The organism is Bacillus sp. EB106-06-01-XG163, from assembly GCF_058791615.1.
This window is the reverse complement of sequence record NZ_JBYTDS010000003.1, coordinates 247,637-272,967: the sequence shown is the minus strand read 5'-3', so window position 1 is coordinate 272,967 and position 25,331 is coordinate 247,637. Positions and strand designations below refer to the sequence as shown.

The 25,331-nt window shown below is 47.8% G+C and carries 24 protein-coding genes, 1 other RNA gene and 1 other annotated feature; of the genes, 4 read left to right on the top strand and 21 right to left on the bottom strand.

Annotated features, from left to right (window positions below; translation table 11 throughout):
• Positions 1–178: 178 nt before the first annotated feature.
• On the top strand, positions 179–1,447 hold the full coding sequence (locus tag AC3WTF_RS05340; protein WP_015240288.1) for a replication-associated recombination protein A: 1,269 nt from the start codon (positions 179–181) through the stop codon (positions 1,445–1,447).
• Between the two features lie 115 nt (positions 1,448–1,562).
• Here AC3WTF_RS05340 and AC3WTF_RS05335 read toward each other — a convergent pair whose 3' ends face one another.
• From AC3WTF_RS05335 to AC3WTF_RS05315, 5 genes are all read right to left on the bottom strand, one after another.
• Entirely contained in the window at positions 1,563–2,327 is a 765-nt protein-coding gene (locus AC3WTF_RS05335) for a tRNA threonylcarbamoyladenosine dehydratase (RefSeq protein ID WP_015240289.1), read from the bottom strand.
• Positions 2,328–2,398: 71 nt separating this feature from the next.
• Positions 2,399–2,590: non-coding RNA, 6S RNA (gene ssrS, locus AC3WTF_RS05330), on the bottom strand.
• Between the two features lie 62 nt (positions 2,591–2,652).
• Positions 2,653–4,431: an aspartate--tRNA ligase gene (gene aspS / locus AC3WTF_RS05325; RefSeq protein WP_020956140.1), complete on the bottom strand. Its 1,779-nt coding sequence runs from the start codon at positions 4,429–4,431 to the stop codon at positions 2,653–2,655.
• Positions 4,432–4,445: 14 nt separating this feature from the next.
• Positions 4,446–5,720 carry a histidine--tRNA ligase gene (gene hisS / locus AC3WTF_RS05320; protein ID WP_012118082.1) on the bottom strand — a complete coding sequence of 425 codons (1,275 nt, stop codon included), beginning with the start codon at positions 5,718–5,720 and terminating at the stop codon, positions 4,446–4,448.
• A gap of 63 nt (positions 5,721–5,783) precedes the next feature.
• Positions 5,784–6,021: a binding site (T-box leader), on the bottom strand.
• Between the two features lie 60 nt (positions 6,022–6,081).
• Positions 6,082–6,252 (bottom strand): YrzK family protein, encoded by a 171-nt coding sequence (locus AC3WTF_RS05315; RefSeq protein WP_003152722.1) that lies wholly within the window; start codon positions 6,250–6,252, stop codon positions 6,082–6,084.
• 130 nt (positions 6,253–6,382) lie between these two features.
• Here AC3WTF_RS05315 and AC3WTF_RS05310 point away from each other — a divergent pair, with 130 nt between their 5' ends.
• Positions 6,383–7,945, top strand: a complete 1,563-nt coding sequence (locus tag AC3WTF_RS05310; protein WP_129003651.1) for an N-acetylmuramoyl-L-alanine amidase family protein — start codon at positions 6,383–6,385, stop codon at positions 7,943–7,945.
• Between the two features lie 25 nt (positions 7,946–7,970).
• Here the strand turns inward: AC3WTF_RS05310 and dtd are convergent, their stop codons facing one another.
• The 8 genes from dtd to comN all read right to left on the bottom strand — a co-directional run bounded on the left by dtd (position 7,971) and on the right by comN (position 17,294).
• Entirely contained in the window at positions 7,971–8,414 is a 444-nt protein-coding gene (dtd, locus tag AC3WTF_RS05305; protein ID WP_007408194.1) for a D-aminoacyl-tRNA deacylase, read from the bottom strand.
• A gap of 12 nt (positions 8,415–8,426) precedes the next feature.
• Positions 8,427–10,631: a GTP diphosphokinase gene (gene relA / locus AC3WTF_RS05300; RefSeq protein WP_003152716.1), complete on the bottom strand. Its 2,205-nt coding sequence runs from the start codon at positions 10,629–10,631 to the stop codon at positions 8,427–8,429.
• A gap of 157 nt (positions 10,632–10,788) precedes the next feature.
• Positions 10,789–11,301, bottom strand: coding sequence for an adenine phosphoribosyltransferase (locus tag AC3WTF_RS05295; protein WP_003152714.1), 513 nt, complete (start codon positions 11,299–11,301; stop codon positions 10,789–10,791).
• 5 nt (positions 11,302–11,306) lie between these two features.
• Positions 11,307–13,667, bottom strand: coding sequence for a single-stranded-DNA-specific exonuclease RecJ (gene recJ / locus AC3WTF_RS05290; RefSeq protein WP_129003649.1), 2,361 nt, complete (start codon positions 13,665–13,667; stop codon positions 11,307–11,309).
• A 55-nt stretch (positions 13,668–13,722) separates the two neighbouring features.
• Entirely contained in the window at positions 13,723–14,049 is a 327-nt protein-coding gene (locus tag AC3WTF_RS05285) for a LapA family protein (RefSeq protein WP_014418528.1), read from the bottom strand.
• 63 nt (positions 14,050–14,112) lie between these two features.
• Positions 14,113–14,610: a cation:proton antiporter regulatory subunit gene (locus AC3WTF_RS05280; protein ID WP_012118088.1), complete on the bottom strand. Its 498-nt coding sequence runs from the start codon at positions 14,608–14,610 to the stop codon at positions 14,113–14,115.
• Positions 14,611–14,741: 131 nt separating this feature from the next.
• Positions 14,742–16,961 (bottom strand): protein translocase subunit SecDF, encoded by a 2,220-nt coding sequence (secDF, locus tag AC3WTF_RS05275; protein WP_129003647.1) that lies wholly within the window; start codon positions 16,959–16,961, stop codon positions 14,742–14,744.
• A 36-nt stretch (positions 16,962–16,997) separates the two neighbouring features.
• Positions 16,998–17,294 carry a post-transcriptional regulator ComN gene (gene comN, locus AC3WTF_RS05270; protein ID WP_007408189.1) on the bottom strand — a complete coding sequence of 99 codons (297 nt, stop codon included), beginning with the start codon at positions 17,292–17,294 and terminating at the stop codon, positions 16,998–17,000.
• Positions 17,295–17,409: 115 nt separating this feature from the next.
• Here comN and spoVB point away from each other — a divergent pair, with 115 nt between their 5' ends.
• Positions 17,410–18,966, top strand: coding sequence for a stage V sporulation protein B (gene spoVB / locus AC3WTF_RS05265; protein ID WP_007408188.1), 1,557 nt, complete (start codon positions 17,410–17,412; stop codon positions 18,964–18,966).
• Positions 18,967–18,973: 7 nt separating this feature from the next.
• On the opposite strand, the gene AC3WTF_RS05260 is transcribed toward spoVB, so the two are convergent.
• Positions 18,974–19,630, bottom strand: a complete 657-nt coding sequence (locus tag AC3WTF_RS05260) for a DUF421 domain-containing protein (protein ID WP_061046587.1) — start codon at positions 19,628–19,630, stop codon at positions 18,974–18,976.
• A 166-nt stretch (positions 19,631–19,796) separates the two neighbouring features.
• On the opposite strand from AC3WTF_RS05260, the gene AC3WTF_RS05255 reads away from it, so the two are divergent.
• Positions 19,797–20,183, top strand: coding sequence for a TIGR04086 family membrane protein (locus AC3WTF_RS05255; RefSeq protein ID WP_015240296.1), 387 nt, complete (start codon positions 19,797–19,799; stop codon positions 20,181–20,183).
• 51 nt (positions 20,184–20,234) lie between these two features.
• Here AC3WTF_RS05255 and yajC read toward each other — a convergent pair whose 3' ends face one another.
• From yajC to bofC, 7 genes are all read right to left on the bottom strand, one after another.
• Positions 20,235–20,495 carry a preprotein translocase subunit YajC gene (gene yajC / locus AC3WTF_RS05250; RefSeq protein WP_003152695.1) on the bottom strand — a complete coding sequence of 87 codons (261 nt, stop codon included), beginning with the start codon at positions 20,493–20,495 and terminating at the stop codon, positions 20,235–20,237.
• A gap of 30 nt (positions 20,496–20,525) precedes the next feature.
• The gene (tgt, locus tag AC3WTF_RS05245; protein ID WP_007408186.1) at positions 20,526–21,671 is read right to left on the bottom strand and encodes a tRNA guanosine(34) transglycosylase Tgt; all 1,146 of its coding nucleotides are present in this window, start codon (positions 21,669–21,671) and stop codon (positions 20,526–20,528) included.
• A 27-nt stretch (positions 21,672–21,698) separates the two neighbouring features.
• Positions 21,699–22,727 carry a tRNA preQ1(34) S-adenosylmethionine ribosyltransferase-isomerase QueA gene (gene queA, locus AC3WTF_RS05240; protein WP_003152692.1) on the bottom strand — a complete coding sequence of 343 codons (1,029 nt, stop codon included), beginning with the start codon at positions 22,725–22,727 and terminating at the stop codon, positions 21,699–21,701.
• Positions 22,728–22,752: 25 nt separating this feature from the next.
• Complete coding sequence (locus AC3WTF_RS05235; RefSeq protein ID WP_003152687.1) at positions 22,753–22,953, bottom strand: DUF2905 domain-containing protein; 201 nt, start codon at positions 22,951–22,953, stop codon at positions 22,753–22,755.
• Positions 22,946–23,950: a Holliday junction branch migration DNA helicase RuvB gene (gene ruvB / locus AC3WTF_RS05230; RefSeq protein ID WP_007408185.1), complete on the bottom strand. Its 1,005-nt coding sequence runs from the start codon at positions 23,948–23,950 to the stop codon at positions 22,946–22,948. Before ruvB ends, AC3WTF_RS05235 begins: the two co-directional genes overlap by 8 nt.
• A 10-nt stretch (positions 23,951–23,960) precedes the next feature.
• A complete protein-coding gene (gene ruvA / locus AC3WTF_RS05225) occupies positions 23,961–24,566 on the bottom strand; it encodes a Holliday junction branch migration protein RuvA (protein WP_003152683.1) in 606 nt (201 codons plus the stop codon).
• Between the two features lie 134 nt (positions 24,567–24,700).
• On the bottom strand, positions 24,701–25,210 hold the full coding sequence (bofC, locus tag AC3WTF_RS05220) for a sporulation cell-cell signaling protein BofC (protein WP_025285052.1): 510 nt from the start codon (positions 25,208–25,210) through the stop codon (positions 24,701–24,703).
• Positions 25,211–25,331: the final 121 nt, after the last annotated feature.

Here is a 25,331-nt window from a genome sequence, read left to right as displayed (position 1 = left end):
AATTCTAATTGTTAATTTATACAAGTAAATGGATATGAATAATCTGTTTAGTATCTTATAGACCAACTGTTATTATAACATAACTTATCCTAATTTTCATTGAAACACGGGGCCCGCCGCAATTCGCTTTTCTAATCGTCCGTTTTCCGTTACCCTGTATATGTAAGGAGAGATGTTCATGAAACCATTGGCGTATCGGATGCGGCCTGCCAATATCGAAGACATTATCGGCCAGGAACATTTGGTCAAAGAAGATAAAATCATCGGCAGAATGGTGCGTGCAAAGCACTTATCATCCATGATCCTGTACGGACCGCCGGGCATCGGAAAAACGTCCATCGCCACAGCGATCGCAGGATCGACAAGCATCGCATTCAGGAAATTGAATGCCGTCATTCATAATAAAAAAGACATGGAGATTGTCGTACAGGAAGCGAAAATGTCAGGCCAGGTCATTTTAATCCTTGACGAAGTGCACAGGCTTGATAAGGGAAAGCAGGATTTTCTGCTGCCCTATTTAGAAAACGGCATGATTATTTTAATCGGCGCGACGACCGCCAACCCTTATCATGCCATTAACCCGGCCATCAGAAGCCGGACCCAGATATTTGAGCTTGAACCGTTAACACCCGATCTGATCAAGCAGGCATTGGAAAGAGCGCTCACAGATGAACACCGGGGGCTCGGTTCCTACAGCGTTTCGGTGGACGACGACGCGATGGATCATTTCGCGCAAGGGTGCGGAGGAGACGTCCGCTCCGCTTTGAACGCACTTGAGCTTGCCGTACTCTCCACAAAGGAATCAAGCGACGGCACGATCCGGATTACACGGGAGACGGCGGAAGAATGTCTGCAGAAAAAAAGCTATACTCATGATAAAAACGGCGATGCGCATTATGACGTCTTATCTGCCTTCCAAAAATCGATCCGAGGCTCGGACGCAAACGCCGCCCTTCATTATCTGGCCCGTCTGATCGAAGCCGGCGACCTTGAAAGCATATCAAGAAGGCTTCTCGTGATCGCCTATGAAGATATCGGCCTCGCAAGCCCGCAGGCAGGCCCCCGGGTGCTGAGCGCGATTCAGACCGCAGAACGGATCGGCTTTCCGGAAGCGAGAATTCCGCTGGCCAATGCGGTAATCGAATTATGCCTCTCGCCAAAATCAAACTCCGCCATCTCAGCCGTTGATGAGGCGCTCAAAGACATCAGGACGGGTAAAATCGGCGATGTGCCGAAACATTTAAAAGACGCCCACTATAAAGGGGCCCAAGAGCTCGGACGCGGGATCGGATATCAATATCCTCATGATTTCGAGAACGGATGGGTCGAACAGCAATATTTACCTGATCCGTTAAAAAACAAGCAATACTATAAACCGAAACAAACGGGGAAATTTGAAGCCGCCATAAAGCAAGTGTATGAAAAACTGATGAAGCAGAAAAAATAACCGGACAAGGACACCCTATGTGTTCTTGTCTTTTTTGATACCGGCCAAAATCTTTCGTGTAAACGGCGGATTCAAATAAAAAAACAGCCTTTCCTGAAGAAGGCTGTTTTTCTTTTTATTTATCTTTAACCCGTTTAATGTCGATGTCCTTTAAGAGCTCCATAACAACATGTCCGCCCATAATCAGACCGGCCACTGACGGAACCCAGGCGTTGGAAGACGGCGGCATTTGCGCTTTGCGGATTTTCGCTTCATCATTCCCGACTTCTTTTCTGACGTCTTCACGGATGACGATCGGGCTTTCATCAGAAAAAATGACCTGTACGCCTTTTTTAATGCCCTCTTTGCGAAGCCTTGTGCGGACGACTTTGGCAATCGGATCGGTATGGGTTTTTGAAATATCAGCAATCTGAAAGCGTGTCGGGTCTGTTTTATTCGCCGCTCCCATGCTTGAAATCAGCGGAACATTCCGTTTCAGACATTCTTTCATCAGATGAATTTTATAATGAATCGTATCCGACGCGTCAATGACGTAATCGAGCGGATGCTCAAAGAACTGCTCATACGTCTCTTCCGTATAAAACATTTTTAAGGCGACGACATCGCAATCCGGATTAATATCCGCGATCCGCGCTTTCATCAAGTCTGTTTTCGGCTGTCCCACCGTCGACAAGAGCGCATGCAGCTGGCGGTTTACGTTTGTAATGTCAACATCATCTTTATCGACAAGCACGATCCGCCCCACTCCGGACCTCGCCAATGCTTCGGCTGCGAATGAACCGACTCCGCCGACGCCGAGAACGGCCACCGTGCTGTTTTTTAACGTGTCCAGCCCTTCTTTTCCAATCGCTAGCTCATTTCTGGAAAACTGATGTAACAAGAACCTCACTCCACATTCTGGTTTTATAAACTCGGCTTGTCAAAAAGCCGCTGGTTTTAGCGCACAAAAAATAAAGTCCCAATTGTGCCGTTGCAGCTTTCCTTCGTTTTGAACCCGCTCTCAGCAGGTGGGTGCCCTTTTTTAAATCTTGTAAGTCCTCTTAACGAATGAAAAGAGGCATGTACGCCATTTAAAAATACGGGCTCCCAAATCAAAAAAATGTTCGGTCAAAACTAGGTGTACAACTAACACATCAGGACTTTATTTAACTTGTCAAAATCATATCACAGCAGATTTTGATTTTCAAGAAACAAACTGCTGATCTTTACTGTTTCACTTTTCTTTTGACAGAAAGGTGAAGTTCTTCAAGCTGGGCGTCGCTCACTTCGCCGGGCGCTTCCGTAAGAAGGCAGCTTGCGCTTGCCGTTTTCGGGAAAGCGATCGTATCTCTTAAGTTTGTGCGGCCTGCAAGAAGCATAACCAACCGGTCTAAGCCGAGCGCGATTCCGCCGTGCGGAGGGGCGCCGTATTCAAAGGCTTCAAGAAGGTATCCGAACTCCTCCTCCGCTTCTTCTTTTGTAAAGCCGAGAAGCCCGAACATTTTTTCCTGAACGTCTTTTTCAAAAATACGGATTGAGCCTCCGCCGAGTTCATAGCCGTTTAAGACAAGGTCGTAAGCCTGCGCTTTCATATCTTCAGGCGCCGTTTCAATCAGGTCAAGATCTTCACGGACAGGCATTGTAAACGGATGGTGAGCCGCATAGAAACGGCCTTCCTCCTCGTCATGCTCCAGTAACGGCCAGTCCACAACCCACAGGAAGTTGAAGAGGCTTTCGTCAATCAGGCCGCGTTCTTTGCCGAGCTTTAAGCGAAGCGCGCCGAGGGATTGGGCCACAACCTCAAACTTATCAGCGCCGAACAGGAGCAGATCGCCTTCAGAAGCATCAAGCGCTTCAGCCAGTTTTGCCTGCTTCTCTTCATCAAAGAATTTCGCAATCGGGCCTTTTACGCCGTCGGCTTCAACTTTCACCCAGGCGAGACCTTTCGCGCCGTAATTTCCGGCAAAAACGCCGAGCGCATCGATATCTTTTCTGGAATAGTCGCCGGCAGCGCCTTTGACATTGATCGCTTTTACAACGCCGCCGTTTGCCACGGCTGATGAGAACACCTTAAATTCAGTATCTTTCACTATGTCTGACACGTCCGTCAGCAGCATGCCGAAGCGGGTGTCAGGCTTGTCGGAACCGTAGCTGTTCATCGCTTCTTCATATGTCATTCGCGGAAGCGGAAGCGGTACTTCAACACCTTTTGTTTCAAGCATGACTTTCGCCATCATCTCTTCCGCCAGAGCCATGATGTCCTCTTGACTCATAAAGGACATTTCGATATCAATCTGCGTAAATTCCGGCTGGCGGTCGGCACGCAAGTCTTCATCGCGGAAGCAGCGGGCCACTTGATAATACCGTTCAAAGCCCGACACCATCAGAAGCTGTTTAAAAATCTGCGGCGATTGCGGAAGGGCGTAAAATTCTCCTTCATGCACCCGGCTCGGCACTAAGTAATCACGGGCGCCTTCGGGAGAGCTTTTTGTTAAAATCGGTGTTTCAATATCAAGAAATCCGTTTTCATCCAAGAAATGGCGGATGGATTTTGTGACTTGGTGACGCATTTGCAATGTTTGAAACATCGCCGGGCGGCGCAAATCCAAATAGCGGTGTTTTAACCGGACGTCTTCAGAAACCTCAGCCGCCTGGTCACTGATCGGAAACGGAGGCGTTTTCGCCGTACTGAGCACCGTCACCGCTTCAGCTTTGATTTCAATTTTACCGGTTTTCAGGTTGGGATTCACCGTGCCTTCTTCACGGGCAGAAACCGTGCCTTCGATATCAAGCACATATTCGTTTCTGATTGCTTCCGCTGCGGCAAGGGCTTCCTTTGATACGTCAGGGTTGAACACGACTTGCACAATACCCGAGCGGTCGCGCAAATCAATGAAAATCAAGCCGCCGAGATCGCGCCGCTTCTGCACCCACCCTTTCAGTTTGACGGTTTCGCCAATCGCTTTTTCAGTTATCTCGCCACAATAATATGTTCTTCCAAACATAGCGTTCCTCTCCTTCACTGCTTTTGATCTGCCTTTAACACTTGTATCAGCTCGTCTAACACCACTTCACGCTGCTCTCCTGTTTCCGCATCTTTTACATTGATTTTATTTTGGGCAAGCTCATCTTCCCCTAAAATCGCAATAAAACGTGCGCCGAGACGGTCAGCTGTTTTAAATTGGCCCTTCATCTTTTTATTTTCATAATCGATTTCACTTGAGATGCCCGCTTCTCTCAGTTTGTACACGAGGGAAACGGAATAATCCTTCGCTTTTTCTCCGAGCGTCACGATGTAGCAGTCAATCCCCTGATTGACGGGAAGCTCTGTTTTCTCAGCGTCAATGGCTGCCAGCAGACGTTCGATGCTCATCGCAAATCCGATACCCGGCGCTTCAGGTCCGCCGATCTGTTCAACAAGCCCGTCATAGCGGCCCCCGCCGGCAAGGGTTGTAATCGCTCCGAATCCTTCGGCATTGCTCATAATTTCAAAAGCGGTATGGTTATAATAATCAAGCCCTCTGACAAGGTTCGGATCTATTTCGAACGGGATGCCGAGATCGTTTAAGTATTGTTTTACTTTCTCAAAATAGGCGGCTGATTCTTCATTTAAGTAATCAAGAATGGACGGAGCCGTTTTCATCAGTTCATGCTCTCTGTCTTTCTTGCAGTCAAGAATTCTGAGCGGGTTTGTGTGCAGACGCGACTGGCAGTCTGAGCAAAACTCTCCGATGCGCGGTTCAAAATGTTTGACGAGCGCTTCCCGGTAGGATTTGCGGCTGTCCTGGTCACCAAGGCTGTTCAGCACAAGCTTGACATGTTTCAAACCGGCTTTACGGTAAATACTCATCGCAAGCGCAATGACTTCTGCATCCACGGCCGGATCTTTGGAGCCGATCGCTTCAATTCCGAATTGATAGAATTGGCGGAAACGCCCTGTCTGCGGACGTTCGTAACGGAACATCGGTCCGACATAATAAAGCTTCGTCGGCTGCACCGGGTTCGCAAATAATTTATTTTCATTGAACGCGCGGACTGCGGCGGCTGTTCCTTCCGGCCGAAGCGTCAGGCTTCTCCCTTTACGGTCTTCAAACGTGTACATTTCTTTCTGCACGATATCTGTAGACTCACCGACGCCTCTTGCGAACAATTCCGTATGCTCGAAAATCGGCGTGCGGATTTCTTTATATTGATAAGTGCGGCACGTCTCCCTCATAATTTGTTCGACGAACTGCCATCTGTCTGATTCACCCGGCAGTATGTCCTGTGTGCCTCTTGGAATGTGATATGCCATGTTACAGGCCTCCTTAATGTCTTTCTTCAAATAAAAAAACTCCCGCTCCTACTATACATGTATAGTAGGGACGAGAGTTATACCCGTGGTGCCACCCTAGTTGGAATGCCGAAGCATCCCCGCTCTGACCTTTAACGCAGGTTCACGTCCGCTGCCTAATGACTTGACTTGCAAAAGCGTTCAGCAGGGAACCTCCGGAGTGTTGTTTCGAGAAAGATGCAGTGCGGATCCGCTTTCAGCCCGGGACGGTTCCTCTCTTCTCCATGCATTCTGACCTACTCTTCTCCATTATCGGTTCAAAATCGTTATCATGACTTATGTACATCAATTTCTATTATAATAATGGGATTGCACTCCCCTGTCAAGTTTTATTCCGTCTGTTTTTCCTTGCGACCGCTTCTTTCGATAAGAGACCGAACTCCGTCGCCGTCTCTTCAAGAAAACCCGCCTTTTCTCTATCGCTCTGATCACTGAAGTGCAGATTTCCTTCCGCATCGTGCAGCGCGCGTCCCATTTTTGGTTGATATTTCATGATTTGCACACCTTTTCGCTGTATTTATGACTAGTATAAACAAACCATTTTATTTTTATTTAACATTCAGCAAGGAAAATACGATATTATACAAGAATGTATTTTAGTTAGTTCAGAAAGGAGGACAGCCATGAAGAAGAGAACTCTTGCTCTTATTTTATGCGGCGTCATCATCACAGCGCTTCTTCCGTCATTTCACACCGCAATCGCCGCAGAGGGAGAAGCGGTCATCGCGACAGACAAGATCAATGTCAGAGGCGGTCCCGGCCTGAGCTACGGAATTAAGGCTGAAGTAAAAAAAGGGGAAAGATACCCGATCGCTAAAGAAGAGGGAGACTGGGTACAGCTTCAGCTGAGCCCCGGTAAAACCGGATGGGTCGTTTCCTGGCTGATATCAAAAACAGCCGGGGGAGCAGACCATTCATCCGCAACAAGCGGAACGGTCACTTCCACCGATCCTGACCTCCGCATCAGAAAAGGCCCGGGGACATCATATGAAGTCATCGGCAAACTTCCGCAAGGCGCACATGCATCCGTGCTGGACAAGAACAGCGGATGGGTGAACATTTCTTATCAAGGCACAACCGGATGGGTTTCTTCCGAATACGTCACCGCGGACAGCGGCGGATCGGATACGAAAGCCACTTCGGCCCGAAGCGGGTCAAAAAACGGGACGGTCGGCGTTTCTTCATTGAATGTCAGAAGTGCAGCATCACATGATTCAGCGATTATGACTAAATTATCACGCGGAACAAAGGTTTCCATCTTAAGTGAAGACCACGGCTGGCTGAAAATTGAAGCAAACGGGCAAAAAGGCTGGGCAGCAAGCCACTACATCATAAAGGATTCTGACTCATCGGACAGCGCATCCGGCTCGGGAGACGGTTCTGCGGGCTCAGGCTCCTCGAAAAAAGCGTATATTGTTTACGGCGGCACCAACTTAAGGAGCTCGGCCTCAACTTCTGCTTCTATCGTAAAAAGAGCAGATAAAGGCGCAGCCTACCCGATTGTCGGCTCAAGCGGCAAATGGTATGAAGTCCGGCTTGAAAACGGACAAACCGCATATGTGGCAAACTGGGTCGTACAAACGTCAAAAAGCGGTGAGGAAACAGGTGAAGCACCTTCTCCCGACACGTCAGGCGGCAGCGGCTCACTTAAAAACAAAACGATCGTCGTTGATCCCGGACACGGAGGAAAAGACAGCGGAACGATCGGCTACTCCGGAAAGTTTGAGAAAAACGTAACCATTAAAACCGCTAAGCTTCTGGCCCAAAAATTGCGGGCGGCCGGTGCAAACGTGTATATCACCAGACAGGATGATACTTTTATCAGCCTGCAGGCTAGGGTTTCAACCTCTCATTACCGGAATGCGGATGCCTTTATCAGCATTCACTATGACAGCTATGCCGATACGTCAACACGGGGAAGCACGGCTTATTATTACAGTCCGTCTAAGGATCGCCAGCTTGCCTCAGACGTCCATTCTGAAGTAGTGAAGCGTTCCCCTATCCCGGATCGCGGCGTTCTGTTTGGCGATTATTATGTCCTGAGGGAAAATAAACAGCCTGCCATGCTGTATGAGCTCGGCTATCTCAGTCAACCGCAAGAAGAAACAATCATACATAGCGGCTCTTATCAGGAAAAAGTGACAGACGGAATTGAAAGCGGATTGGAACATTATTTTCAATCATAAAAAAAGCTGCCGAACGGCAGCTTTTTTATTGTTTAGAATCCATAATCAATGTAATCGGCCCGGAATTCGTCAGCTGAACATCCATCATTGCTCCGAATATTCCGGTTTCCACTTTGACTCCTTTTTCCCGGAGGAGTTCGTTCCACTTTTCATAAAGGAGCACAGCCTGATCCGGTTTAGCCGCATTCATAAAATTCGGGCGTCTCCCTTTCTTCGTTTCGCCGTAAAGCGTAAACTGGGAAACGGATAAGATCTCCCCGCCCGTATCCAAAAGCGATAAATTCATCTTGCCGCTTTCATCATCAAAAATCCGGAGATTCACGATTTTATCCGCCAAGTAAGCGGCATCTTCTTCTGTATCTTCATGAGTGATGCCGACAAGCGCCATAATGCCGGGTCCGATCCGGCCGGCAACAGCGCCGTCAACCGTCACACTCGCTTCTGTTACACGCTGAACAACTAATTTCATAGCAAGCTCCTTTTAGTTCATTACCCGGCGGACTGAATAGATGTCTCTGATCTGCTTAATCCGCTCGACCACTTTATGCAGATGATTGATGTTTTGAATAAAAATCGCCATATGAATCGTAGCGACTTTATTGCGGTCGGATTTGCCGGAGACAGAGGAGATGTTGGTTTTCGTTTCATTTACGGCTTGGAGCACCTCATTTAAAAGCCCGAGACGGTCATACCCCAAAATCTCAATCTCAACGTTATATTCTTTGCGTCTTTGAACCTGTGATTCATGCTCCCATTCAACGGGGATCAGACGTTCCTGCGCTTCATTCGTTTTGACGTTCGGACAGTCATCCCGGTGAACGGATACACCGCGCCCTTTTGTAATAAAACCGACAATATGGTCGCCAGGCACCGGGTTGCAGCATTTCGACAAGCGGACGAGAAGGTTGTCAATGCCTTTTACGCGCACACCCGCTTCCCGTTTTCTCCCTTGCGGATAATGTTTCGGCTCGGAAGTGACTTCCTGAACGATTTTTTCCTGCTCTTCCTGGTCACGCAGCTTCCGTTCTTTTTCGGTGAGCCTGTTGGCCACCTGAAGAGCGGTAATGCCGTTATACCCGACCGCCGCGTACATATCCTCTTCATTTGAGAAATTGAACTTGTCGGCAACTTTTTGAAGATTTTCGAGTGTTAAAACATCTTTCACTTCAAAATCAAGATTTTTAATTTCTTTCTCGACAAGCTCACGGCCTTTTTCGACGTTTTCTTCACGGCGCTGTTTCTTAAAGAATTGGCGGATTTTGTGTTTCGCCTGGGACGTCTGCGCCAGTTTGACCCAGTCTTGACTCGGACCGTATGAATGCTTGGACGTCAGAATCTCGACGATGTCGCCCGTCCGGAGCTTATGGTCAAGCGTCACCATTTTTCCGTTCACTTTCGCCCCGATTGTTTTGTTGCCGATCTCCGAGTGGATCCTGTAGGAAAAATCAATCGGCACAGAGCCTGACGGCAGTTCAATGACATCGCCTTTTGGCGTAAATACGTATACCATGTCAGAAAACAGATCGATTTTCAGCGATTCCATAAATTCTTCCGCATCGGTAGACTCGTTTTGGAATTCCAGAATTTCACGGAACCAGGACAGTTTTTTCTCAAATGTCGCTTCTTCGTTTGCAGCCTTGCCTTCTTTATATGCCCAGTGTGCGGCCACCCCGTATTCAGCGATCTCATGCATCTCAAATGTTCTGATCTGCACTTCCAGCGGATCGCCTTTAGGCCCGATTACGGTCGTATGCAGGGACTGATACATATTCGGCTTAGGCATCGCAATATAATCTTTGAATCTGCCCGGCATCGGCTTCCAGCACGTATGAATAATGCCGAGGACGGCGTAGCAGTCTTTAATGCTTCCGACAAGAATACGGACGGCGAGCAGATCATATATTTCATTGAACTGTTTATTTTGCAGCGCCATCTTGCGGTAAATGCTGTAGATGTGCTTCGGACGTCCTGAAAAGTCCGCTTTAATATTCACTTCTTCGACGCGTTTTTTCACTTCATTGACAACCTCTTCGACATAAAGTTCGCGTTCCGCGCGCTTTTTCTTCATGAGGTTGACGATTCTGTAATATTGCTGAGGATTCAAATAACGGAGAGCGGTGTCTTCCAGCTCCCATTTGATTTTAGAAATCCCGAGCCGATGGGCCAGCGGAGCGAAAATTTCCAGCGTCTCATTTGAAATTCTCCGCTGCTTTTCCTGCGGAAGATGCTTTAACGTCCGCATATTGTGAAGGCGATCCGCCAGCTTGATCAATATGACTCTGATATCCTGAGCCATAGCGACAAACATTTTTCGATGGTTTTCCGCCTGCTGCTCCTCTTGAGATTTATACTTAATTTTACCGAGCTTCGTCACGCCGTCGACAAGCATCGCCACTTCTTCAGAAAATGCTTCCTTCAGGTCGTCGAGGGTGACATCCGTGTCCTCTACCACGTCATGCAGAAATCCGCCCGCAATTGTGGAAGGGTCCATTTCCAGATCGACGAGAATGCCCGCCACCTGAATCGGATGAATGATGTACGGCTCACCTGATTTGCGGTACTGTTCGCGATGCGCGTTTTGCGCATACAGGTAAGCTTTCTCAACAAACGCAATCTGCTCCTCCGGCAGATAAGTGCGCGCTTTATCTATTACTTGCTCGGCAGTCAATACTTGTTCGTTCGCCATGGAATCACCTTTTTTAAATGTAAACTGTATTAGTTTATTATCAAGAAAAAAACGAGAGATGTAAAGGGCAGAAGTTCAAAACACCTAAAGAATCTGTCAGGATGATGAAATAATAGGAAAAAAGCACCCTGACACGAGTGCTTTTTTCCATATGCGGTTAATATTTCATTAATGTTAAAATATCGTAATCGTCAAGCTTGTCTCTGCCGTCAAGGTAAGAAAGCTCGATTAAGAACGCAATACCGGCTACGACGCCGCCCAGTTCTTCGACCAGCTTAATCGTTGCTTCGATCGTGCCGCCTGTTGCAAGCAAGTCATCAGTAATCAGCACGCGCTGTCCCGGCAGAATCGCATCTTTATGAATCGTCAGTACGTCTTTTCCGTACTCCAAACCGTAATCGACTTTAATGACCTCACGCGGAAGTTTTCCTTCTTTCCGAACCGGCGCAAAGCCCACTCCGAGAGCGTATGCAACCGGACAGCCGATAATAAAGCCGCGCGCTTCAGGCCCGACAACTAAATCAATTTCTTTTTCCTTTGCATATTCAACAATTTGGTCAGTGGCGTAACGGTATACGTCGCCTTTGTCCATCAATGTCGTAATATCTTTAAATTGTACGCCTTCTTTCGGGTAATCGGGCACAATTGTTACGTATTTTTTAAGATCCATCTGTTCTATGTCCTCCTCGTACTTTCATAAGCTTCTGAACCTTGGTTCATCAGCTTATTCAGCCATTCCTTCAGCTCATGGGCTGCGGAATAATTGAGCTTCTGGTCTAATTCCATCAGCTGCTGTTTTACCTGATAGGTTTGCGAATCTGCCAGGTCGCGTTTTTTCGCGCCGCTCACGACAGACAGCACACCATCTTCTATTTTAACAAAACCGAGATCAAAAAACACCTTTGTCATGAAATTGATTGTGTCAATTGACCATCCTCTGTGTCTCGCAAGCTCTGAACCATGCTTGCCGAAGTCAAAAGCGCCCCTTTTCAAGAGAAATGCGTAAAACCACTTGAAATCATTCCGCGATGGAAATGAGGACAGGAAATGTTCTTCATGATTGATAAAAACAAAATAAATCCGTTCCGGCTTCTTTCCGTCAAGCAAATGCTGCAGGCGATCCGCTGACGGCGGCACATCCAGAAAAACGGCATATTTTCCGTCAAGCTGGAGAGCTTCCGCCTCGGATTCCGATGTGATCCCGGCCAGCTCGCCCGACAGCTCTTTTGCACGGAGCTTCTGAGCGGTTTTTCCGTTAAAGCTGATGAGCACCCGTTTTTCCTTCGGCAGCGCGGTGACCGTGTCTTCCCACGTCCGCTTGCCCCTGATATCAAAAAGCTGCCATTCCGGCACCGCAGCGTCTTTAATCATCAGCTGGGGCTTCTTTCTGTTGTTCCATTCATTAATGGACATCTCGCCGACAATGGAAATCGTTGATCCGGGGACAATTCCGGCTTCAAGCTCTCCTTTGTTAAAGCCGACGCAGTCAAGGACGGCGGAATCACTTTTCACCGTCATTTTCACGTGGTTTTTATTCGCTCCGATCAGGCGCACATCATCAAGCACAGCATTTTTCACCATCACATGCGGTTTAGGGTTAAGCATGCCGAACGGCGACAGCATATTCAATTCTGTAATGCTTTCAACGGTTATGTCTTCTACGCCGCAGACAAGATCAACCTCCTGAACGGGAATAAAATCCTCTTCCGTAAGGGTTTCTTTAGCCATTTGATTCAGCCTGTCCCTTAATTCCGCCACATCTTCAGCCTTCAACGTCATTCCTGCCGCCATCGGATGCCCGCCGAAATGAGGAAGAATGTCTCTGCACTGTGAAAGGCTCGTAAACAGGTTGAAGCCTCTGATGCTTCGCGCCGACCCTTTAGCGATTCCCTGCTCCTCATCTATCCCAAGCACAACAGCGGGCCGGTAAAAACGTTCAGCCAGCTTCGATGCGACAATACCGACGACTCCCGGGTTCCAGCCGGCTTTTGCCACTACAATGGCAGACGGGTTTCCGCCTTGCTGCTGAACCATTTCAACAGCCTCTTCGGTCATGGTTTTCACCATTTTCTGCCGCTCTTTATTCAGCCGGTCAATATCCGAAGCCAGTTCCTCCGCTTCAAACTGATCTTCGGTCATCAGCAGATGGACGGCGGGATCGGCCTGTTCTATTCTTCCGACGGCATTGAGCCTCGGCGCGACCTGAAATCCGATCGTTTCCTCATCAGCTTGTCCGATATCTCCGCCGGAAAGCTTAATCAGGGCTTTGAGGCCCGGCCGATTTGTCGTCCGAAGCCTTTCGATTCCGAGTGACGCAATTAATCTGTTTTCATCATGAAGAGGCACCAGATCTGCAACCGTACCGATTGCCGCCAAGTCCAGCATAGCTTCCGGCAAAGAACCCGTAAGCGCGTGGGCAAGCTTAAACGCCACACCGACGCCGGCCAATTCTTTAAACGGATAGCCGCATCCCGGCTGCTTCGGGTGGATGATCGCAAATACGTCAGGAAGCTCGGGTCCCGGCTCATGGTGGTCGGTAATAATGACGTCTAAGCCCAGCTCTTTTGCGACTTCAGCTTCATGGACGGCGGCGATTCCCGTATCCACTGTAATGATCAGCGAAAATCCCCGCTCTTTTATGGAGCGGAAAGCTTGTTCATTCGGGCCGTAGCCTTCTGTGAAACGGTCGGGAATATAAAAGTCAACGTCCGCCGACAGCTGTCTGAGTGCCGTCAGCATCACTGACGTGCTTGTAACGCCGTCTGCATCGTAATCTCCGTAAATCATAATCGGTTCCCCTTGAGAAACCGCCAGTTTTATCCGATCAACTGCTTCCCGCATTCCCTTTAATTCATACGGGTCATAAAAGTCTGCATCCTTTGTATGTAAAAACAGCCTTGCGCTTTCGGCAGTATCAAAACCTCTTTTTACAAGCAGTGATGCCACAAGAGGTGTTATGTCCAATTGTTCTGTGAGTGATTTGACTTTTTCCTGATCCGGCTGCTGGATTTCCCAGCGCATTTTTGACGCTAACATAAATTCACCCCTCAACCACCCTATTATACTAGAGCGGACTGAGGGGTTTCAAATGTTATTCTGATCCTTTTTTCTCTTCAAGCATTTCTTCCGGCGGCGCGGCTGTTTTTTGGCCGTCCGAATCAGCCGTCAATTCACCTGCGGATCTGTTTTCTTTCCGCAGCATTTTAATTTCGCGCTTCAGCTTCATCACTTGAAAGATACCGGCTGAAAACACGATCAGCGCTCCCATTAACACAGAGCCTAAAATGACTAAAATCAGCGGCCATTCAGCGGTTCCGAACAGATAATCAACCTCAACCGCCCGCACGTTAATGACAGCAAAGATGGCGACAATCAAAGTAAATAGTAAAGCGAATATAATAGTCCATTGTTTATTCATGCGTCTGCCCCCAATTGTTCATTCTTATCTTTTCCCCCATTTCCCCGGGAGTAAACCCCGGTCTCAGGAAATCCGAGCCGTTAATTGCTCGCGGACCAGCTTTTTCAGTCCGCTTCTTTCTCCCGATATGACGAGGGTGTCCCCTTCTTCAATTACGGTATCAATGCCGGGGCTCAGCTGTTTTTGCCGGTTTTTCTTTACGATCGCAATAATCTGGACGTTGTAATGTTTCTTGATCTCCAAATCTCCGATTGTACGGCTGACAGCCGGTGCATGAGATTCGGCTTTAAACCACTCAATGACGAGGTCATCAAGCGCAACTTCCACAGATTCCAGCGCTTTCGGCTTATACGTCATCCCGCCTAAAATAGCGGAAATCTGCCTCGCCTCTTCGTCGTTAAATTCAACGGATGCCAAGCATTCGTCATGATCATTCTCATCGAAGTAATAGAGCTCTTTTCTGCCGTCATCATGAAGAATAATACTGATTTTATCGTGATTTTTCGTAATGACTTCTACTTTCTGGCCGATGCCCGGAAGCTCCGACTCACGAACGTTCATAAGAACCCTCCTACATGTTTTTACAATGATGATTGATTATGTAAGCGTATGTCATTATAGCAAATGCAGGTTTTAAGTTCAATGCGGCCTAAAAAAACAGGCTGCCTTCCGGAAGACAGCCTGTTCCCATTTTACTCTTCGATTGATTTTTTCCCTTTAAATTCTTTACCTTTCCATACAAGCCACAGCTGCGCGGCGATGTAAAGAGAGGAATAAACGCCCGTCAATAAACCGACCAATAAGGCGACGGAGAAGTTTGTAATTGACGATGAGCCCAAAATGAGCAGCACGACGACAACAATCACAACGGTCAAGACCGTATTGATCGAACGTGTAAAGGTTTGCTGCAAGCTCAGATTCACGATATGTTCCAGATCGGCAAATGACTTCGGCTTGCGTTTTTTCATCTGCTCACGTATCCGGTCAAATGTAACGATCGTATCATTTATCGAGTAACCGATTATGGTGAGAATAGCGGCGATAAAGGTGACATCGACCTCCAGCCTTGTAATGCTGAAAAACGCGACGATAAAGAAAGCGTCATACAGCAGGGATACAATTGCGGCGATAGCCATTCTGTACTCGAAACGGATTGACACGTAAATAATGATGCCGATTGATGCAATGGCGACAGCATATAAAGCATTACGGGCCAGTTCTTTTCCGACTGTCGGCGATACCGTGCTGACGTTCGGTTCAGATCCGTATTTGTCCTTAAAGTACGTTTTGATTTCAGCGATTTTTTCTTTAGATGGCTCTCCGACAAACCGGGCCGCGGCAACATGGTTCTCTTTACCAGAAAGCACGATGTTTTCCGGTTCCATGCCGAGAGAGTCAAAATCTTTTTCAACCTGATGCGCCGTCAATGCATGATTGCTCTGCACGTCAATCCGCGCGCCGCTTGCAAAATCGATTCCCAGGTTGAGTTTAAAGACCAGTAAGATGATAATTCCCGCAACGGTTACAGCGCTTGAGAAAATAAAGAAATATTTTCGCTTGCTCGTGAAATCCCATTTTTGGAATGCCGTATGCGGTTCAGTATTTTCGTCGGTCTTCTGAATATCCATAATGTGTTTTTTCTTGACGCCGAACCAGCCTTTTTTCCGGTCAAGCCATCTGCTTTCCACGAGAAGGGAGAGCAGGAATCTTGAAAGGAAGACAGCTGTAATAAAGCTTGTCAGAATTGACAAAATCAGCATCGTCGCAAACCCTTTTACAGAGCTTGTCCCGAAAATAAAGAGCACGACCGCTGCGATGATCGTTGTAATGTTCGCATCGAAAATCGTCGCGAATGAACGTCTGTTCCCTGAACGGAAAGCTGAGCGGACGGATTTGCCGAGTTTCAATTCTTCTTTTATCCGTTCATAGGTGATGATGTTGGCGTCAACCGCCATCCCGACACCCAAAATGAGCGCCGCAATACCCGGAAGCGTCAGCACCGCCTGCATCCAGTCAAACACTTGAAGCGTAATATACACGTATACAGAAAGCGTAATTACCGCTATGAGTCCAGGCAGTCTGTAATAAAGCAGCATAAATAAGAAAACAATTGCAATACCGATGATGCCGGCCTCTACCGTATCATGCAAAGCCTGCTGTCCGAATTGCGCCCCTACTGAAGTAGAGTATTTTTCGGTCAGTTTCACAGGCAGCGCGCCCGCGTTTAAAATATTGGCCAAGTCCTTCGCTTTTTGAACGGTAAACTGGCCTTCAATTGTGACATCCTTCGTGTTTAATTCCTGGCTCACATTCGGAGCGGATACATATTTCGGATGTTTTTTGCCGACTTCTTTTTTAAAAGAATCGCCTTTTTGGTAATCAAGCCAGATCACAAGCTGATTATTAGGCGCCATTTTCTTGACTTTTTTCGTCACTTCGCCGAACTTATCCGCATCCTTCAGCTTAACGCTGACAATCGGTTCGTTCGTCGTCGGATCAAAGGTTTGCTTCGCGCCGTTTTCCACGAGATCAGAGCCGTTTAACAACTCTTTATCATTCGTATCCCTGAACGAGAGCTGCGCTTCCGTTGACAGAATTTCGCGCGCCCTGTTCTGATTCGTGACGCCCGCCAGCTGTACGCGGATGCGGTTATTTCCTTCAATCTGAATATTCGGCTCGCTTACGCCGAGAACGTTAGCCCGGCGGTTCAGCGCCTGCACCGTGCTGACGAGCACGTCTTTTGTGATTTTATCGCCTTTTTTGACGGGCTGCACATCGTACAGAACTTCAAACCCGCCGCGTAAATCCAATCCTAACGTAATATTATTGGCAGCCGGTTTTGTAAAATACCCCAGCCCTGTGCCGATCAATAATACGATCAGGAAAAACGCAATCAAGCGTCCTTTTTTCATTATGTATTTCCTCCTTAAACCTATGCCGTCAAATCATTATCTCAGCAGTTCATCTAAAGCTTCCTGACCCTCATCGCTTTCCAGCCAATTAGACGACTTAAAAGCTTCAACGGTTGCATAGTTCATAAAATCGCCAATTTTAACTGATAAAATATGACCGGCCAATTCATGCAGCGGCAGTTCCTTTTTCTGTTTCCACTTTTTATGTATTAAGTATGACCATAAACTCTCGTGCTCAACATCATCGTATCCGAGGATTTTGAACTCTTCAAGTTTACTGTACAAGAAAGGCCGCAAATGATCTTTGTACATTTCGGCGGGATGTTTCTCCACTGGGCGCTCGCTCCTTTTTCCATTTTTCTCGAAGACTTGTCATGCTCGGACGACATCGGCGCATATCTTTATTGTATATGATTCCAGGTAGTTTGAGAAGGCAGGGGTTTATAAAATGGCAAAACAGACTTTTTTAAGGGGCACTCTTATTCTCATCGCAGCCGGGATGATTACGAGAATGCTCGGCTTTGTCAACCGGGTGGTTATCGCCCGGTTTATCGGTGAAGAAGGGGTCGGTTTATACATGATGGCTGCCCCGACATTTTTCTTGGCCACCACTTTGACTCAATTCGGCCTCCCCGTTGCCATCAGCAAACTTGTCGCTGAAGCAAGCGCGCGGGGGGACCGGCAGAAAATGAAACATATTTTAGTGATGTCGCTTACCGTCACCGGGATATTAAGTCTCATCTTCACGCCGCTGTTTTTATGCTTTGCGCCGATTATGTCCGAAACGATGCTGACGGATCAGCGCACGGTTTACCCGCTTCTGGCGATTACGCCCGTCGTGCCGATTATCGCGATCTCCAGCGTGCTGCGCGGTTACTTTCAGGGCAGGCAGAATATGAACCCGCTGGCGTTTTCCCAAGTACTTGAGCAGATCGTGCGGATTTCACTTGTCGCGGTCTGCACGACGGTGTTTCTGCCGTACGGGATTGAATATGCTGCAGCAGGAGCCATGATTTCGTCTGTCATCGGGGAGCTTGCCTCTCTTATTTATTTATTCATTTGTTTTAAAGCAAATAAAACAATCAGAATCAGAAAACAATTTTTCAAGTCGATCGCAAATGGAAAAGAAACCTTCCGCCAGCTGATGAGCGTGTCGCTCCCGACAACCGGAAGCCGCTTCATCGGAAATTTATCTTGGTTTTTTGAACCTATTGTCGTCGCGCAAAGCCTTGCGATTGCAGGAGTGGCCACCGCTGCCGCCACCAGCCAGTACGGGGAGCTGACCGGATTTGCCATGACGGTTTTGACGCTGCCCAGCTTTATAACCTATTCTCTGTCAACGGCGCTTGTTCCTGCGATCAGTGAAGGAATGGAGCAAAAAAAGCTGCAAGTTGTCGAATACCGTCTGGAACAGGCGATGCGGCTGTGTCTTTTAAGCGGAGGCATTTCGGTGGTTATTTTATTCTCTTTCGCTGATGAACTGATGTCCGTCATGTACGGATCAACTAATGCGGCGGTATTTGTTAAAGTGATGGCGCCGTTTTTTCTGCTTTATTATTTTCAGGGGCCCCTTCAGGCGGTGCTGCAGGCTCTCAATTTAGCCGGGGCCGCCATGATGAACAGTTTTATCGGCGCCGCTGTCAAAACTGGCCTAATTTTTGTTTTGGCGACCAGGCCTTCCTTGGGCATCATGGGCGCCGCACTTGCGATTGTAACGGGGATGGTTCTTGTCACCCTGCTGCATGCGGCCACCGTAAGCAAGGTGCTTCCGATCAGCATTAAAATAAAAGAATACGCGCTCTGTTTTGCCGTCATATTCATTTGCGGCTATGTCAGCCGCATCATCAAACACGCCGTTCATTTTTCAGGGTCAGAGGCTGTTAATCTCACAGGCTGGATTGCAATGACCGCGATTTTGTACATTGCGCTTCTTCTGTTATTCAGGCTGATTAAAAGGGAAGAGCTGATCCGGATTCCGGTCATCGGCAAGTTCGTGACGCGGTGAAACCGATTCATGGCTCCCCTTTTTCATCTTTAAGATCAATAAAAAAAGCGCCGTCCGTAAACGTGCAGAATGATATAACCGAAAGATCGCGATATCCTCTTTTTGCTAAATTTTTTTCGAGCCAGTGTTTATCTTTCCCGATTCTGTCCAGATGCTCGTTCTGAATGACCCCGTCAACGATAAGCGATGTTTCCATCTGCTTATCCTTATTGTCTTTCTTTTTGACGATCGACAGTTTGCCTGAAGACTCCAAAATGGCATATGACACGTCAGAGATTCTATCGATGTTATTCTCCCTCAGCTGCATAAGAAGATCGTCAAAATTGTAGCGCTGCGATCTCATCGCCCGTTCATCAATTTTTCCCTGTTTTATAATAATGGTGGGTTTTCCGTCAAGCAGCTGCCGTATTTTTTGGCTTTTGAGCGAAATAAAAGCAAGGCTTACTTGAATAATCATTAAAACGACAATCGGCACAATCGTATGCAAAAGCTTATCTTTTACATTTTCAATTGCCAATACGGCAATCTCGGCAATCATAATGGAGACGACAAGGTCTAAAATGCTCAGTTCTCCGATTTCCCGTTTTCCCATCAGTCTGAAAATCACAAGAATGATAAAATAAAGCACAATCGTACGAAACGTAATAATGAAAATATCTTCCATATCGCACCTCCAACGGTCATAGCATTTGCCATCGGCTCTGAATTATGTAAGAAACGGGCTGAACATCATGCATTTACGTCTAATTCGAACATTCAGAGAATACATTTAGAAAAAGACGGGCTCCGGCTTGTCATATATCAGGCCGCAGGGCGGAGAGGAGATAAAAATGGAAGAAACGAAACAAGTGGGAAGAGGCGTCTTGTACGGCTTAGTGGCTATCTTTGCGGTGATGCTTCTTACGAGTTTGGCGATTTCGCTTTTACTGACAGTTACCTCAATGGAAGAATCATCTTTCAGCTGGATGATCACCGCGCTTTCTTTTCTTTCTTTATTTGCAGGAGGTTTTATATCGGGCGGCAAAGCGAAGGAAAAAGGCTGGATGATCGGAGCGTTAACCGCCATCTGTTTTTCATTAATCATCTTGCTGTTTCAATATTTAGGGTTCGGAAAAACGTTTACATCCGGTCAGCTTTTGTTTCATCTCGGCTTTTTGGGAGTCAGTATGCTGGGCGGCATTTTCGGAGTGAATTTGAAAGGAAGCAGATCAGCGTAATAAAAAAAGAGCGGATTCTCCGCTCTTTTTTTGTATGTATGAGCTTCGCTGTTATTCAGCGGAAGCTTCTCTGATTGCGCGGCGGTCAAATGTTAAACGGGTGTTATCACCTGTTTTAATGACGACCTTGCTTTCATCAATTGAATCAACAGTGCCGTGCAATCCTCCGATTGTCACCACTGAATCCCCTTTTTTCAGCTCTTCCTGCATCTGGCGTACGGCCTTCTGCTGCTTTTGCTGCGGACGGATGAGCAGGAAATAAAGCACTGCAAACATTAAAATAATAGGAACGATTGTACCTAAAGTACCCATCTGTTTCCCTCCCTTCAAGAATGGTTTTATTTAGAAGCTTTTCGCATTTGGCTTATTATAGCCGTAACGCTCAAAGAACTCTTCTCGGAAATCACCAAGACGATCCTCCCGGATGGCTTGTCTGACCTGCTCCATTAAGTGTAACAGAAAATGAAGGTTATGGTAAGTTGTTAATCGAATTCCAAACGTTTCATTACAGCGGATCAAATGTCTGATGTAAGCGCGGGAGTAATTTTTGCATGTATGGCAGCTGCACTCTTCATCAATCGGACGGAAATCACGCTCATATTTGGCGTTTTTCATATTCAGACGCCCTTCATTCGTAAACACCGTGCCGTTTCGGGCAATCCGGGTCGGCAGTACGCAGTCAAACATATCCACGCCGCGGATGGCGCCGTCAATTAAGGCATCCGGTGAACCCACACCCATTAAATATCTCGGCTTGTCCTTCGGTAAAAGCGGAGTTGTAAACTCAAGCACTCGGTTCATGACGTGCTTCGGCTCGCCGACAGATAATCCGCCTATGGCATAACCCGGAAAATCAAGCGAAACCAAGTCTTTTGCACTTTGTGTCCGCAGATCTTCGTATTCTCCGCCCTGTACGATTCCGAACAGCCCCTGCTCATCTGAGCGCCCGTGCGCCTCCAGGCAGCGTTCCGCCCAGCGGCTGGTCCGTTCCACAGAGCGTTTCATGTAATCATACTCTGCCGGATACGGCGGACACTCATCAAACGCCATCATGATATCAGAGCCGAGGGCGTTTTGAATTTCCATCGCTTTTTCCGGAGATAAAAACAGCTTGTCTCCGTTTAAGTGATTGCGGAAATGAACGCCTTCTTCTTCTATATTACGAAACTTGCTCAATGAAAAGACCTGAAAACCGCCGGAATCCGTTAAAATCGCGCGGTCCCAGTTCATAAACTTATGAAGCCCGCCCGCTTCTTTTACAATGTCGTGTCCCGGGCGGAGCCATAAATGGTACGTATTGCTTAAAATAATGCCCGCATCCATAGATTTCAGCTCGTCCGGAGACATCGTCTTTACCGTAGCAAGCGTGCCGACCGGCATAAATACAGGCGTCTCAAAGGAGCCGTGGGGCGTATGGACTCTGCCCAGGCGCGCTCCCGTTTGTTTGCATTCCTTTATAAATTCATAACGTATCGGTTGTTCAGCCACTTTGTATGAGGCCTCCTGTCATTCAAATTAGATAATCAGCATGGCGTCGCCAAAGCTGAAGAAACGATATTCCTCTTCTACCGCATGACGGTAGGCGGAAAGAACATGCTCTCTGCCGGCAAGCGCAGAAACGAGCATGATAAGGGAAGATTTCGGCAGATGAAAATTGGTGATCATCCCGTCAATCGCCTTAAATTCATATCCCGGATAAATGAAGATGGACGTCCAGCCGCTTGAAGCTGTAAATACGCCGTCATGCTCGCCGGCAATGGTTTCCAGGGTGCGCGTTGATGTCGTCCCGACCGACACAATGCGCCCTCCCGCCTTTCTGACCTCGTTTAAAGAGGCGGCGGTTTCTTCCGTCATTTCATAAAATTCCGCGTGCATGTTATGCTCTTCCACATCATCCGCACTGACCGGGCGGAATGTGCCGAGTCCCACATGAAGTGTGATAAATTCAATCCGCACACCTTTTTGCTTCAGCTCGTCCAGAATCTCTTCCGTAAAATGAAGTCCGGCCGTCGGAGCTGCGGCAGATCCGATTTCTTTTGAAAAGACGGTCTGATACCGTTCTTTATCATCAAGCTGCTCTTTAATATAAGGAGGCAGCGGCATTTCACCGAGTGATTCAAGCACTTCGTAAAAAATCCCGTCATACCGGAATTCTATTTTTCTGCCTCCGTGATCAAGCTCCTCCGTGCAGACCGCTGTCAGCCGGCCGTCGCCAAATGTCAGGACCGTTCCTTTTTTTACGCGTTTCGCCGGCTTTACGAGCGTTTCCCATGTATCATTTTCTTCCTGTTTTAATAACAGAAGCTCCACTTTCGCTCCCGTATCTTCTTTTGTGCCGAATAATCTTGCAGGCAGCACACGGGTATTGTTCAAGACGAGACAATCCCCTTCATTAAAAAAGCTTACAATCTCTTTAAATGAACTGTCCGTCAGCCCGCCCGTCTGTTTGTCGAGCACCATCAGCCGCGATGCGTCACGCTCTTTCAGCGGCACTTGGGCAATGAGGCGTTCAGGCAGTTCAAAATCAAATAAATCGACTTTCATCATTTCACCTTTATTCTGTCTATTGTTATTTCATTCTGCCGAAAAAATTAAGCAGAATGGATAGTATCACACTGATCACAATACAAGTGACAACGGGAAAGAAAAATGTAACATTCCCCTTCTTAACGAAAATATCTCCGGGCAGCCTTCCGACAAAGTGCCAGACTGCGCCGGCAATAAGCAAAACGGCACCGAGAACCATGAGAACCTTCGGAAAGTCAGTCACGGGCGGGCGCCTCCAATCGAAAATGTTCATACACAGCCGGCGTCACGACCCGTCCCCTCGGCGTCCTCTGAAGAAATCCGATCTGCAGCAGATACGGTTCGTACACATCCTCTATTGTATGCGGTTCTTCGCCGATTGTCGCGGAAATCGTATCAAGACCGACGGGACCGCCGCTGAATTTTTCGATCATGCCCATCAGCAGCTTATGGTCGATATGGTCAAGGCCGAGCGCATCGACTTGAAGACGTTCGAGCGCGTCGTGAGCGATTTCTTCCGTGATGCGGCTGTCGCCGAGCACCTGGGCAAAATCTCTCACCCTTCTGAGCAGACGGTTTGCAACCCGCGGCGTTCCCCTTGACCGTCTGGCGATTTCCAGAGCCGGGGCTTTTTCGATATCCACTTCAAAAACGTCAGCCGTTCTTGACACGATATCTGTCAGCTCTTCCTGCGTATAGTATTCAAGGCGCGACAGCACCCCGAACCGGTCTCTGAGCGGTGCGGTCAATAATCCGACCCTTGTCGTCGCTCCTACAAGCGTAAAAGGGGGAAGGTCGAGACGGACGGAGCGGGCGGACGGGCCTTTTCCAATGACAATATCAAGGCAGAAATCCTCCATCGCCGGGTACAGCACTTCCTCAATTGAGCGGTTCAGCCTGTGAATTTCGTCTATAAACAGCACATCCCCTGGTTCGAGCGCCGTCAAAATGGCTGCCAAATCCCCCGGTCTTTCGATGGCGGGACCTGACGTCGTCCGCATCTCCACACCCATCTCATTGGCCACGATAGACGCAAGCGTTGTTTTCCCGAGACCCGGAGGCCCGTATAAAAGAACGTGGTCCAGCGTTTCCTGCCTCATTTTCGCCGCATCGATAAACACGCGCAGATTTTCTTTCACCTTCTTTTGGCCGATATACTGGGCGAGATTCTGCGGCCTGAGGCTTTGCTCGATTATTGATTCATGGCTGTCTGCTTCACTTGAAACGAGCCGTTCATCCATGAACATCACCTTACTTTAATAATTTTTGCAATGCTTTTTTCACATATTGATCTGTTGAAAGCGCCGTTTCCTCTTTTAAGTGAGGAAGCACTTTTTTAATTTCTTTTTCGGCGTAGCCGAGAACCCGGAGCGCTTCAAGCGCCTCGTCAAGCGCCGTTTCAGCCTCTTGTTTTTCAATGCGCGCTTCATGATTGAACAGGTTGTCAATCATTTCAGGCACGACGTCGGCCAGTTTGCCTTTCAAATCAAGAATAATCTGCCGCGCCGTTTTTTTGCCCACACCCGGGAATTTCACCAAAAAGGCTTCATCTTCCTGTTCGATCGCTTCGATGACGGCTCCGGGATCACCGGAACCGAGGATGGCGAGCGCCCCTTTCGGCCCGATGCCGGTGACGTTCAGCAGTTTTGTAAAAAGCGCTTTTTCTTCCCGGGTTGAAAAACCGTACAAAGAAAAGGCATCTTCTTTTATATGATGATACGTAAAAATGGTCTCTTGATTGCTTACCTTATAAATAAACGGATTCGGAGTGAAGACCTGATAGCCGATTCCGCCGTTTTCAATCACGATGTATTGGGGAGATACATAATCAATCGTCCCCTTCACGAATTCAATCACACCTATTCACCTCTTTGACTGCTTATCATTGTAACACAAAAACAGCCAAAGTCTTATAGAAAAGTTAACGTATGTTCGCTCTGACACCTTCCATTCAGAAAAAAAAGACATGTGTCACATGTCTTGCGTCAAAGTCAGCCGCTGTAAGTCTTAATATGATCGATCACGCTCTCAAACTCCGCTTTTGTCCTGTACGGTATGCCGTGTTCCAAGTGCTTTTGCAATCGGCTTTCCAGCCGTTCTATATCAATCTGGAAGAAAGACTGAATCGGCTCGGCCAGCGATCCGGGACGGCCGTGAAAAGTGGAGATGACGCCTCCGTCCGTGACGCCGATATAACCGTTAACCTTACTGAGCGGAGAAATGTCATCAACATGCTTACGGAAAAGGACGAAGCCTTTTTTCTGCTCGACGAGCGTCCAGCCGGCATATGCGGCCCAAAAATCCTCCATCGCCAAAACGGTTTCATCCGTATGTTCAATGCCGACATCACCGTCCAGATAGACCTTTTCCAGCTGGACGTGCACCCGAAGCGGCCCGTAATGCTCAACCTCAGCCCCGTATGCGCCTTTTCCTCCGCAAATCAGGACTGCAGCCGATAAGACAAGCATAAACAATAGACGAGCACCGCAAATTCGTTTCACCAATAACACCTCTTTATTCAATCAAACTCTTGATGCTAGTTTGACCAAAGATGCCGGTGCTTAACCGTTTTCTTTCATTTGTCTGTTTCAGCCGAAAAAAGCAGCTCTCTAAATGAGGGCT